The sequence below is a fragment of the Pseudomonas sp. NPDC085632 genome, assembly GCF_044541255.1.
Taxonomy (GTDB): Bacteria; Pseudomonadota; Gammaproteobacteria; order Pseudomonadales; family Pseudomonadaceae; genus Aquipseudomonas.
This window is the reverse complement of record NZ_JBITSX010000002.1, coordinates 194678-207297: the sequence shown is the minus strand read 5'-3', so window position 1 is coordinate 207297 and position 12620 is coordinate 194678. Positions and strand designations below refer to the sequence as shown.

10 protein-coding genes are annotated in these 12620 nt (G+C 60.4%); 5 read left to right on the top strand and 5 right to left on the bottom strand.

Annotation, left to right across the window (positions count from 1 at the left end; genetic code table 11):
* Positions 1 to 3: 3 nt before the first annotated feature.
* From tcyL to ACIF4X_RS02820, 3 genes are all read right to left on the bottom strand, one after another.
* Positions 4 to 669, bottom strand: a complete 666-nt coding sequence (gene tcyL / locus ACIF4X_RS02830; RefSeq protein ID WP_007918741.1) for a cystine ABC transporter permease — start codon at positions 667 to 669, stop codon at positions 4 to 6.
* Positions 669 to 1469 carry a cystine ABC transporter substrate-binding protein gene (gene tcyJ, locus ACIF4X_RS02825; RefSeq protein WP_397480831.1) on the bottom strand — a complete coding sequence of 267 codons (801 nt, stop codon included), beginning with the start codon at positions 1467 to 1469 and terminating at the stop codon, positions 669 to 671. Before tcyJ ends, tcyL begins: the two co-directional genes overlap by 1 nt.
* A 286-nt stretch (positions 1470 to 1755) precedes the next feature.
* Complete coding sequence (locus ACIF4X_RS02820) at positions 1756 to 2748, bottom strand: D-cysteine desulfhydrase (protein ID WP_397480830.1); 993 nt, start codon at positions 2746 to 2748, stop codon at positions 1756 to 1758.
* A gap of 190 nt (positions 2749 to 2938) precedes the next feature.
* Between ACIF4X_RS02820 and epsC the strand changes: the two genes are divergently transcribed.
* On the top strand, positions 2939 to 3865 hold the full coding sequence (gene epsC, locus ACIF4X_RS02815) for a serine O-acetyltransferase EpsC (protein WP_016983653.1): 927 nt from the start codon (positions 2939 to 2941) through the stop codon (positions 3863 to 3865).
* 370 nt (positions 3866 to 4235) lie between these two features.
* Positions 4236 to 6197 (top strand): choline transporter BetT, encoded by a 1962-nt coding sequence (betT, locus tag ACIF4X_RS02810; RefSeq protein WP_172828122.1) that lies wholly within the window; start codon positions 4236 to 4238, stop codon positions 6195 to 6197.
* Positions 6198 to 6220: 23 nt separating this feature from the next.
* Here the strand turns inward: betT and ACIF4X_RS02805 are convergent, their stop codons facing one another.
* Positions 6221 to 6481 (bottom strand): hypothetical protein, encoded by a 261-nt coding sequence (locus ACIF4X_RS02805; RefSeq protein WP_077570197.1) that lies wholly within the window; start codon positions 6479 to 6481, stop codon positions 6221 to 6223.
* A gap of 189 nt (positions 6482 to 6670) precedes the next feature.
* Positions 6671 to 7708: a LacI family DNA-binding transcriptional regulator gene (locus ACIF4X_RS02800; RefSeq protein WP_397480829.1), complete on the bottom strand. Its 1038-nt coding sequence runs from the start codon at positions 7706 to 7708 to the stop codon at positions 6671 to 6673.
* A gap of 205 nt (positions 7709 to 7913) precedes the next feature.
* On the opposite strand from ACIF4X_RS02800, the gene ACIF4X_RS02795 reads away from it, so the two are divergent.
* From ACIF4X_RS02795 to mgrA, 3 genes are all read left to right on the top strand, one after another.
* Positions 7914 to 10139 carry a TonB-dependent receptor gene (locus ACIF4X_RS02795; RefSeq protein WP_397480828.1) on the top strand — a complete coding sequence of 742 codons (2226 nt, stop codon included), beginning with the start codon at positions 7914 to 7916 and terminating at the stop codon, positions 10137 to 10139.
* A gap of 1 nt (position 10140) precedes the next feature.
* Positions 10141 to 11460, top strand: coding sequence for an LLM class flavin-dependent oxidoreductase (locus tag ACIF4X_RS02790; protein ID WP_397480827.1), 1320 nt, complete (start codon positions 10141 to 10143; stop codon positions 11458 to 11460).
* Positions 11461 to 11570: 110 nt separating this feature from the next.
* Positions 11571 to 12608 (top strand): L-glyceraldehyde 3-phosphate reductase, encoded by a 1038-nt coding sequence (mgrA, locus tag ACIF4X_RS02785; protein ID WP_007917913.1) that lies wholly within the window; start codon positions 11571 to 11573, stop codon positions 12606 to 12608.
* Positions 12609 to 12620 lie beyond the last annotated feature (12 nt).

Sequence of the window (12620 nt, the reverse complement as noted above, 5' to 3'; positions counted from 1 at the left end):
GGGTCAGGACTCCTGGTCGTGCCGATTGACCCGCTCTTCCAACTTGTTCTGGAAGTGCGAAAGCACCGTGGCCAGAATCCAGTAGATCAGCGCGGCGGCAAGATACATGGTGAAGACTTCAAAAGTCCGGGCGGTAATCAATTGCGCCTGACGGAACAGCTCCGGCACCTGAATGGTGGCGGCCAGTGCCGTGTCCTTGACCAGCGAAATGAAGCTGTTGCCCAGCGGCGGCAACGCCGTGCGCATCGCTTGCGGCAGGATGGCCCGGCGCAGGGTTTGCGCACGGGTCATGCCGATGCTCGCAGCGGCTTCCCACTGACCACGCTCGATCGAACCGATCGCAGCGCGGAGGATTTCACAGGCGTAAGCGGCCATGTTCAGCGAGAAGCCAATCAGTGCCGCCGGCAGCGGATCCAGTTCGAGACCCAATTGCGGCAAGCCGTAATAGATCACGAACAGTTGCACCAGCAACGGCGTGCCACGAAAGAACGACACGTAGATGCGCGCCAGCCAGCTCACCGATTTGAAGCGCGACAGGCGCATCAGCGCCAGGCCGAAGCCCAGCAGCAGGCCGAAGAACATCCCGCCGAGGCTGAGGACTACCGTGTAGTACGCGCCCTTGAGCAAGAAGGGCGCGGAGTCCAGTGCGAGTTGGAAAGCCTCTTCCATTACTTAGTGACGTCAGCGTTGAAGTACTTCTCGGACAGCTTCTTCAGGGTGCCGTCGGCACGCAGCTCGTCGAGGGCCTTGTTCACGGCGGCCAGCAGTTCAGGCTCGCCCTTGCGCAGGGCAACACCGGCTTCCTGACGGGAGAAAGCTTCACCGGCAGCGACGGTTTTCGGCGCTTTCTTGGCATACTCGAGGGCGGCCAGACGGTCGATCAGGATGGCGTCGGTGCGGCCGTTGTTGAGGTCGGCGAACTTGGTCGGATCATCGTCGTAGGTGCGCACGTCAGCGCCTGGCACGTTGGCGCGGACCCATTGTTCGTAGTTGGTGCCCAGGCCTACACCGACTTTCTTGCCGGACAGGTCGGCGGCGGTCTTGATGTTCAGCGTCGCTTCTTTGCTTTTCAGCACCAGCGCCTGAATCCCGGAAACGGTGTACGGCTCGGAGAAGTCATACTTCTTCTTGCGCTCTTCGGAGATGGTCACCTGGTTGACGACAACGTCCAGACGCTTGGATTCCAGCGCCGCGAGGATACCGTCCCACTTGGTTGGCTGAACCTTGGCTTTGACACCAAGCTTTTGCGCCAGCGCTTCGGAGAGTTCGACTTCGAAACCGGACAGTTTGCCGTCGGCATCGACGAAGCTGAACGGTGGATAAGTGCCTTCCAGGCCGACGTTGATAACGCCCTTGTCCTTGATCTGTTGCAGCTGCTCACCGGCCACTGCCTGGCCGATCAGACCGGCGCTCAGCGCCAGGCCCAGCGAACCCACCAGCAGATTGCGACGTAGTGCGGAAAAATTCATGACGAGCCCCTGTGTTTTCTTATGGAAGACGCTTAAGGAAAGTTGGCGAATTTATGATTTCGACGACAGCGCTATCCTGCCTTAAAGCAGCTTATGCGTCTTGCGCGAAATTCGCCTGCGGCGAGACTATAGGATGTCTTGGTTAGACTTGAAAATACTTAATATTGAAAATGATATTCTTTATTGGAATATGAAGCGTCTGTGGAAAAAGATCGCAGCCTGCGGCAGCTCCTACAGGTAATCCCGTGTAGGAGCTGCCGCAGGCTGCGATCTTTTGATTTTGCTCTTACAGAAAATCCCTATAAGCAAACAACGCCGGCGCGCCGCCGGTGTGCAAGAAAATAATCGGCCCCTCATCAAAGCGCTGACGCCCGATCCCGTCCAGCAACCCCGCCATCGCCTTGCCGGTATAAACCGGATCCAGCAACAGCGCTTCCTGACTCGCCAGCAACTTCACCGCCGCCAACGTTCCGGCATTCGGCTCGCCATAACGCGGGCCGAAATATTCGTCCCACAACTCAACCTTGAAACTCGCTGGCAGCTCGACGCCGAGCAGCTCCGCCGTACGTTCGGCGAGGCCCTGAACCTTCGGCCGCTGGTCTTCTTCACTGCGCGAAACCGTCACGCCAATCACCGGCAATTGCGGCAACACTTCGCTCAACGCCAATGCCAGGCCACTGTGCGTCCCGGCGCTGCCCGAGGCCAACACCACTGCGGCGAAATTCGGCCCGGTGTCCTTGATCTGCTCAGCCAGTTCCAGCCCTGCGCGCACGTAACCCAACGCACCGAGCGCATTCGAGCCTCCGATCGGCACCAGATACGGCTTCTTGCCATTGCTGCGCAAACGCACGGCGAGGGCCGCCAGTTGTTCGTCAGCGTTGTCGAGGTTGGCGACGAGTTCGACCTTGGTGTCGAACAGATCCAGCAGCAAACGGTTGCCGTTGCCTGTGTAATTGCTGTCGTCAGTGCCCAGCGGATTTTCCAGCAGCGCCACGCAACCCAAGCCCAATTTGGCGGCCAGTGCGGCGGTCTGGCGGACGTGGTTCGATTGCAAGGCGCCGGCGGTGATCAGCGTGTCGGCGCCTTGCGCCAAGGCATCGGCAGCGAGGTATTCGAGTTTGCGCAGTTTGTTGCCGCCCATGGCCAGCGGCGTCAGGTCATCGCGTTTGATGTACACCTCGCGACCGAGCCAGGTGGACAAGCGTTCGAGTTTTTCCAGTGGCGTCGGGTGGCCGAGCAGGTCGAGACGGTTAAAGCGGTCCAGCTGTTGTTTGATCATGAGTCCGTACTGGCGGAGGAAGATGAAAGGACTATAGGCACGCGCTTTTGCTGGGGCAACCGTGGATCGCTTATAGCCAAATGAACTGAGGCCAGCACTATCGGTTCTTAATTCGCCCTCGTAAGCATGCCGTAAAGTAGGCGCCGTTGACGCGGCCAGACAGTCCGGCCGCCCGTGAGGAGTCTTTACCGTGAGCGAGCGTTCCAGCCATTGGCAATTGCAGACCATCGTCAGTCAACTGCGCAGCGCGCGGGATCAGTGGCGGGCACAGAACGGCCGGGCCTCCGGCGAGCAGGGGGGGCGCGAGTTACCGTCGCGGGCAGCGATGGCGGAGATTCTTGAAGCGTTGTGTGGCGCGCTGTTCCCGATGCGTTTGGGGCCGGTCGATCTGCGCGAAGAGAGTGAGGATTTCTACGTCGGCCACACCCTCGATGTCGCGCTGAATGCCTTGTTGGCGCAGACCCGCCTGGAGCTGCGCTACGTCGCCCGCCATAGCGCGCAGGCTGACACTGAGGTCGAGGCTCGTGCCATCCAGATCGTGCAGGACTTTGCCTTGGCGTTGCCGGGCCTGCGCACGCTGCTCGACACCGATGTGCTGGCCGCTTATCACGGTGATCCGGCGGCGCGCAGTGTTGATGAGGTGCTGCTGTGCTATCCGGGGATTCTGGCGGTGATTCACCATCGTCTCGCTCATCATTTGTATCGTGCCGGGCTGCCGCTGCTGGCGCGGATCAGCGCGGAAATCGCCCATTCGGCGACCGGCATCGATATCCATCCGGGTGCGCAGATCGGCCGCAGCTTCTTTATCGATCACGGTACGGGTGTGGTGATTGGTGAGACGGCGATCATTGGCGAGCGCGTGCGGATTTATCAGGCGGTGACGTTGGGCGCCAAGCGCTTTCCGGCGGATGAGGACGGGCAGTTGCAGAAGGGCCATCCGCGTCATCCGATCGTGGAAGACGATGTGGTGATTTACGCCGGGGCGACGATTCTTGGGCGGATTACCATTGGCAAGGGGTCGACCATTGGCGGCAATGTCTGGCTGACGCGCAGCGTGCCGGCCGGATGCAATCTGACCCAGGCCAACCTGCAGCACGATGACGGCACGCAAAAGTAAGATCCCATGTAGGAGCTGCCGAAGGCTGCGATCTTTTGATCTACAAAAACTACAGCAAAAGATCGCAGCCTTCGGCAGCTCCTACAGGTATGGGCATAAGGCCATGTTGCTGTTGAACGAATTCCTCCAAACCCGCGTCATACACCTCCTTGGGCTACTGTAGGAAAACTACCGCCCAGCCCTGCGATTAGTCCTTACCACCCTATCCATGTTTAACTTGAACGTTCATTCAAGTTAAACCGGTGGTTCGCTGCCCGCTCACAACAGGAGGCTTGCCTTTGCTGAGTCCGATCATTTCAGCCATGTTTCAACCCCTCGAGGTGCACGTTTCATGAGTGCATCGTCTACCCCCGCCAGCGGTCTGGTGCGCATGAATCCGCCGGTGTTCTACTTCGCCGCGACGGTCATTCTGCTGTTTGGTCTCGTGGTCATCGCCATGCCTGAACAGGCCGGCGCCTGGCTGCTGGAGGCGCAAAACTGGGCGGCCAACACGGTCGGCTGGTACTACATGCTCGCGATGACCCTGTATCTGGTCTTCGTGGTGGTCACCGCCTTATCCGGCTACGGCAAGATAAAACTCGGTGCCGACCACGACGAACCCGAATTCAGTTACCTGTCCTGGGCCGGCATGCTGTTCGCCGCCGGGATCAGCATCACGTTGTTCTTCTTCTGCGTCTCGGAACCGCTGACGCACATGCTGCAACCGCCGCAAGGCGAGGCCGGCACGGCGGATGCGGCACGTCAGGCGATGCAGGTTCTGTTTCTGCATTGGGGCCTGCATGGCTGGGGCGTGTTCGCCTTCGTCGGCATGGCGCTGGCCTATTTCGCTTACCGCCACAACCTGCCGCTGGCCCTGCGCTCGGCGCTGTACCCGCTGATCGGCAAGCGCATCAACGGCCCCATCGGTTACGCAGTGGATGGCTTCGGCATCATCGCCACGGTGTTCGGTCTGGGCGCCGACATGGGCTTTGGGGTGTTGCACCTCAACTCCGGTCTCGACTACCTGTTCGGCATCGCACACACCCAGTGGATTCAGGTCGGCCTGATCACGCTGATGATGGGCGCGGCGATCATTGTTGCGGTCTCCGGTGTGGATAAAGGCGTGCGGGTGATGTCCGACATCAACATGCTGCTGGCCTGTGCACTGCTGCTGTTTGTGTTGTTCGCCGGGCCTACCCAGCACCTGCTCAACACCTTGATCCAGAATATCGGCGACTACCTCGGCGCCTTGCCGATGAAGAGCTTCGACCTCTATGCCTACGACAAACCGAGCGACTGGCTCGGCGGCTGGACGGTGTTTTACTGGGCCTGGTGGATTGCATGGTCGCCGTTCGTGGGCCTGTTCATCGCACGGATTTCCCGTGGCCGCACCATCCGCGAATTCGTCTTCGGCGTGCTGCTGATTCCGCTCGGTTTCACCCTCGCGTGGATGTCGATCTTCGGCAACAGCGCCATCGATCAGGTACTCAACCACGGCATGAGCGCGCTGGGCATGTCGGCCCTCGACAACCCGTCGATGAGCATTTACCTGCTGCTGGAAACCTACCCATGGAGCAAAACCGTCATCGCCGTGACGGTGTTTATCAGCTTCGTGTTCTTCGTCACCTCTGCCGATTCCGGCACCGTGGTGCTCTCGACCCTGTCGGCCAAGGGCGGCAATCCGGACGAAGACGGGCCGAAATGGCTGCGGGTGTTCTGGGGCGCGATGACGGCGCTGATCACCAGTGCGTTGCTGTTCTCTGGCAGCATCGATGCGCTGAAGTCAGCGGTGGTACTGACCTCGTTGCCGTTCTCGCTGATTCTGCTGCTGATGATGTGGGGCCTGCACAAGGCGTTCTATCTGGAGTCGCAGAAGCAGATCGCGCAGTTGCATTCGCTGGCACCGGTCTCCGGTTCGCGGCGCGGCACGGGCGGCTGGCGACAGCGCTTGAGTCAGGCTGTGCACTTCCCGTCGCGCGACGAGGTGTACCGCTTCATGGACACCACGGTGCGCCCGGCGATTGAAGAAGTGACGGCGGTGTTCGTCGAGAAAGGCCTGAACGTCGTCACCCAGCCGGATCCGGCGAATGACAGCGTCAGCCTCGAAATCGGCCATGGTGATGCGCATCCGTTCATCTATCAGGTGCAGATGCGCGGCTATTTCACGCCGTCATTCGCGCGTGGCGGGATGGGCTCGAAGCAGCTCAACAACCGCCGCTATTACCGCGCCGAAGTGCATTTGAGCGAGGGCAGTCAGGACTACGATCTGGTCGGCTACACCAAAGAGCAGATCATCAACGACATCCTCGATCAGTACGAACGCCACATGCAGTTCCTGCATCTGGTGCGTTGATCGGCAGCTGGGCGCCGGGCCGTTTACGACTCGGCGCTCAGCACCATGAACAACACCATCGCCGCCACCGGCACCCCGAATACCGCACTGCCAATGGCTATCTCCGATCCCACAGACTGGCCGGCATGCACCACGCCCACCGCGCCATTGATCACCGTCAACGCCAACCACAGCGCGGCGAAGCCGTAGCCCATGGTCTGGCGGCTGAAGCCGATGCGCTCGCCGATGTACAGCATCAGGGCGAGCAGGATCAGGCCGAAGAAAATAATGATGGCGGTGTGCATGGGGCGTTCTGCCTGATGGATGGGTATCGCCTGAAAGACCGCTTTCGCGAGCAGGCTCGCTCCCACAATGGATCCCGGCTGGACATAAATTTCATGTACACAGGAAATCCCTGTGAGAGCGAGCCTGCTCGCGAAGGGGCCACCTTGGTGTTCTTTAGAGCATAGCCAATCCAGCCCCCGCCATATTCATCAGGTGCTTTCGCGTTCGATGACCTGGCACTGCAGCAGGTTCAGCCGCTGCACCTCGTCGCTCGGCAATACCCCAAGGCTTTCCAGTACGCGGGTTGCGGCGAGTACACCGATCTCGAGTGCCGGTGGTTTGATCGTGCTCAGGCTGGGCAGCAACATCTCGGCGAACGGGTAATCCCCGAAGCCGATAACGGCGCAGTCTTCGGGGATTTTGATACCCGCGCGTTGCCCGGCCAGCAGGCCGCCGGCGGCGAGGTTGTCGTTGGCGAAGATGATCGCATCGGGGCGCGGTGAGGCGTTCATCAGGACGTCCATCGCCTGTTTGCCGGCCTCGAATGGCGTGCGGTCAGCATCGGGGGCGAAGACCCACGGCTCCAGGCCGGAATTTCGTAAGGTCGCCGCGTAACCGTCGCGGCGCTCCAGTGCGCTGAAGTCGCCCGCAGCGCTGTTCTGCACGAAGGCAATGCGTCGGTAGCCTTTTCCCAGCAGATACTTCGCCGCCGTCACGCCCACTTCAAAATGCGAAAAACCGATCTGCATCGGCTCGCGATCCGGCTGGTAATCCCAGGTTTCAATCACCGGAATATCCGCTTCGGCAATCATCTTTTCCGTGCCCGCACTGTGAAAGTGACTGGTCAACACCAGCGCCGCCGGCGCCCAGCCGAGAAACGCACGCACGGCGTTTTCTTCTTGTTCAGTGCTGAAGTAACTCGACGCCAGCAATAGCTGATAACCATGACGACTGAGCGTGTCGCTGAAACCCTGAATGGTATTGGCGAAGATCGGCCCGGAGATGTTCGGGATGACCATGCCGACGATTTTCCCCCGCGCCGAGGCCAGGCCACCGGCCACCAGATTCGGCACGTAACCCAACTCAGCCACCACCGCCGCAATCCGCTCGCGGCGCTCGGGCGAAACCTGCTCGGGCTGATTGAAATATCGCGACACGGTAATCGCCGAAACCCCGGCCTCACGTGCCACGGCATTGAGGGTCACACGTCCGGCGCCACGACGTTTGCGGGGTTTTTCTTCGCTCAAGGCTCGATCCTTCTTAAAAACCAAATCGAATATAAAAGTAATTTTTCAGTATTGGACGCTCTATGTGTGGCTTGCCAATACTGTCGATGGTAGCGCTAACAAAGCGCGCTGTCTGCTACTCGCTCGAGCGAATGCCCAAGACACCGATTCAGGCGCTGTCGTCGCAGAACGGCAGCGGTTAAGGGCCAATTTCGAGCGGGCAAACATGCACAACATTCCTGGGGCGACACACACACTGGCGCAGTCGATTCGCGCCGCCGGCTGGTTATTCACGGGGTTGGCGGCGCTGCCGTTGCCCAACGCATTCGCTGCCGAGAGCAGTGATCAGGAGCCGACACTCAAATCCGTGACCGTCACGGCCACGCGTCGCGAAGAGTCGCTGCAAAAAGTGCCGGTGGCGGTGTCGGTGATCGACGGCGAACAGCTTGAACGCGATAACCGCAACGGCGTGGCGAGCATCGTCCAGCAAGTGCCGTCGCTGAACTTCCGCACTGGCGCTTCGAACAAGGACACCTCGTTGTTCGTGCGCGGTGTCGGCACGATTTCCACCTCGCCGGGCGTCGAGCCGACCGTGGCGACGGTGATCGATGGCGTGGTCTATGCGCGCCCCGGCCAATCCACTCTCGACTTGCTGGATCTGGAGCGCGTCGAAGTATTGCGCGGCCCGCAAGGCACGCTGTTTGGCAAAAACGCCTCGGCCGGCGTGCTCAACATCACCAGCAAGGCACCGACCGCCGAAACACACGGCTACATCGATCAGTCCTACTACAGCGGCAACGAAAGCCGCACCCGGTTCGGCATTGGCGGCAGCCTGATTCCGGAGACGTTGAAGGGCTCTATCAGCACGCTGTTCGGCACCTACGATGGCAACGTCGACAACCAACACAACGGTCAGGAAGTCAACGGCTACAACCATCGCGGCGTGCGCGGCAAACTGGAATTCACGCCAAATGACGACGTCACTTTCACCCTGATCGCCGACTACATGCAGTCCCACGACGACGGCCCCAACGGCGTGGTCAGCAAGTCGCTGACCCCGGCCTTCGCCAACGCGCTGAGCCCGGTCAATGCGACTAGCCACAATCGCGACATCAACACCGACACCCGTTCACACGTCGAGGACATCAACAAAGGTTTGTCCGGCCAGCTCGACTGGCAACTGGGCGATTACACGCTGACGTCGATCACCGCGTGGCGTGGCTGGGACAACACGCAGTATCAGGACGGCGATCGTCTCGGCACGGTGACCGCAGCGTTTCCCGGCACGGCAGACAAGGGTGATCTGGCCTTCGATCAATACTCGCAAGAGCTGCGTCTGGCCTCACCGAAAGGCGAATTCCTTGAATACGTCGGCGGTCTGTTCTACATGCACGGCAAAGACGAGGAAACCTATCAGCGCACCCTGACGACCACCACGCGCACCGACCGTGGCGTCGCCGATTACAGCACCACCAGCGACAGTTACGCGGTGTTCGGCGAGAGCACGCTGAACTTCACCTCCGACTTTCGCGGCATTGCCGGCCTGCGCTACACCCACGATGATCTCGAATACGATCACCGCCGCGTTTCCACTTCGGCGACCACGGTCAGCGGCATTCAACCGGCGACCAGCAGTTCCGGTTCTGTGGACGAAGACGGTTGGTCCGGCCGCCTCGGCGTGCAGTACGACTTGAGCGATACGGTCACCACTTATCTGACGTATTCGCGCGGCTACAAAGGCCCTGCCTACAACGTGTTCTTCAACATGCAGCCGCGCGACACCGAGGCGCTTAAACCGGAGACCTCCAACACCTGGGAAGCGGGGATCAAAGCGACGAGCTGGAACAATCGCCTGACCACCAACCTCGCGGTATTCCACAGCGACTACGACAACTATCAGGCGAACTTCTTCGACACCGTCGCCGGTCAGGTTGTGACGCGTTTGATCAACGCTGGCAGTGTCAGCACCGAAGGTGTCGAACTCGATTACGCCTTGCAGGCCACCCAGCAGTTGAAACTGTCCGGCGCACTGGCCTACACCCGCGCACGCATCGACGAATTCGCCTGCCCGGCGGGCGCGGCGGCGTCGTGCAACGTCAACGGCAAACCGCTGCCGTTCAGCCCGGACTGGAAAAGCTACGTGCGCGCCGACTACAGCATCCCGCTGGATAACGGTCTGGATCTCGAACTCGGCACCGACTACAGCTGGCAGAGCGAAGTGCAGTACGACATCAGCCAGAACGTCGACACCAAACAGGGCGCCTACGGTCTGTGGAACGCCAGTGTTGCGCTGGCCGATTACAGCAATGGCTGGCGCGTCGCGCTGCTGGGCAAGAACCTCACCGATAAGTCCTATTCGCCATTGCTCGCCAGCGGCGGCAATTACATTTATCGCGCCGTGCCACGGGATGACGAGCGCTATTTCGGCGTGCAACTGCGCAAGGATTTCTGAGATGAGCAGACAGTTGAAACTCGGTGCGTTCCTCATGGCCACCGGGCACCACGTTGCGGCGTGGCGTCATCCGGATGTGCCGGCCAATGCGGGTCTGGATTTCGCTCATTACAAATGGCTGGCGCAGATTGCCGAGGCGGCGAAGTTCGATGCGTTGTTTGTTGCTGACAGTGTTGCCGCGCCGACCCAGGACATCGCCAGTCGCATGGCGCGCTCGGATCACTTTGAGCCGCTGACCTTGCTCTCGGCCCTCAGTGCGGTGACCGAGCACATCGGCCTGATCGCTACGGCGACCACCAGTTACAACGAGCCGTATCACGTGGCGCGCAAATTTGCCTCGCTCGATCATCTTTCGGGTGGGCGTGCGGGGTGGAATCTGGTGACATCGGACAACGCTGCCGAGGCGCTTAATTTCGGGCGTGACGAACATATCGGCCATGCCGAACGCTACAGCCGCGCTCGCGAATTTCATCAGGTAGTCACCGGGCTTTGGGACAGTTGGGAGGATGATGCGTTTGCGCGCGACAAGGCCAGTGGGGCGTATTACGACCCTGCGAAGCTGCACGTGCTGGATCACGTCGGCGAGCACTTCCGGGTCAAAGGCCCGCTCAACGTTGCACGCTCGCCGCAGGGGCAACCGGTGATCGTGCAGGCCGGCTCTTCCGAGACGGGGCGTGAATTGGCGGCGCAGACCGCTGAGGTGGTATTCACCGCGCAGACATCCTTGGCCAGTGCTCAGGCGTTTTACGCTGACCTCAAAGGACGTCTACCGAAGTACGGACGCAGCGCCGATTCGCTGAAAATAATGCCCGGGGTTTTTGTCGTGGTCGGTCGCACCGAAGCCGAGGCGCAGGAAAAATGTGAAACGTTTCAGCAATTAGTCGAACCCGAGGTTGGCGTCGCCTTGCTTGGGCGTATGCTGGGCAACTTCGATTTGTCGAAGTACCCGCTGGATGGGCCGTTGCCGGAGTTGCCGCTGACGGAAAGCGGTCAGCAGAGCCGGCAAAAATTGCTAACTGAATTGGCGGGTCGGGAAAACCTGAGCCTTGCCGAACTGGGTCGCAAGATTGCAGGTGGGCGAGGGCATTACAGCCTGGTCGGTACGCCGGAGCAGATTGCTGATCGTTTGCAGGAATGGTTTGAACAAGGCGCGGCGGACGGCTTCAACGTGCTGGTACCGCACCTGCCGGGTGGGCTCGAAGACTTCGCCGGTGGCGTGGTCCCGGAACTGCAACGGCGTGGTTTGTTCAGAACGGAGTATGAGGGCCGGACGTTGCGCGAGAACCTTGGCCTGGCCCGGCCCGGCAATCGATTTGTGTAACACCCTTCGCGAGCAAGCTCGATCCCACAGGGAAATGCATTCCAAAGGTGGGAGCGAGCTTGCTCGCGAAGCAGTCGACACCCATTTCAAGACAGACAAGAGAGGATTCGATGACTTACACCGCTGCCGAAAACCGCTACGACTCCATCCCTTACCGCCGCGTCGGCCGCAGCGGATTGGTGCTGCCGGCGCTGTCGCTGGGCCTGTGGCACAACTTTGGCGACAGCACGCCGATCGACACCCAGCGCGCCTTGCTGCGCACCGCGTTCGATCTGGGCATCAATCACTTCGACCTGGCCAACAACTATGGCCCGCCGTACGGCAGCGCCGAGATCAATTTCGGCCGCCTGCTGCGTGAAGACTTCAAGCAGTACCGTGACGAACTGATCATCTCCAGCAAGGCCGGCTGGGACATGTGGCCCGGCCCTTACGGTCAGGGCGGCGGCTCGCGCAAATACGTGCTGGCCAGCCTCGACCAGAGCCTGCAACGCCTCGGGCTCGACTATGTAGATATTTTCTATTCGCACCGCTTCGACCCGGACACCCCACTGGAAGAAACTGCCAGCGCCCTCGCCACTGCCGTGCAGCAGGGTAAGGCGTTGTACATCGGTATCTCGTCGTACTCGGGTGTGAAAACCCGCGAGATCGCGGCGCTGTTGAAAGAGTGGAAAGTGCCGCTGCTGATTCATCAGCCGGCCTACAACCTGCTTAATCGCTGGGTGGAAAAAGATCTGCTGGATACCACCGATGAACTGGGTACAGGCGTGATTGCCTTTACGCCGCTGGCGCAAGGGTTGCTCACCGACAAATACCTCAACGGCGTGCCGGCGGATGCGCGGGTCAATCGTCCGGGCGGTGGTTCGCTGCAGGCTTCGCACTTGTCCGAGGCCAACATTGCTCACGTGCGGGCGCTGAATGAAATCGCCAAGCGTCGCGGTCAGAGCCTGGCGCAACTGGCGCTGGCGTGGACGCTGCGCGATCCTCGGGTGACTTCTGCGCTGATTGGTGCGAGCCGGCCGGAGCAGATTATCGAGAACGTCGGGGCGTTGAAGAATTTGAGTTTTAGTGCTGAAGAGTTGGCGGAGATTGACCGGTTTGCCCAAGAGGGTGGGATCAATCTTTGGGAAAAACCTTCGACGGCGGAGTGATGAAGATTGGGT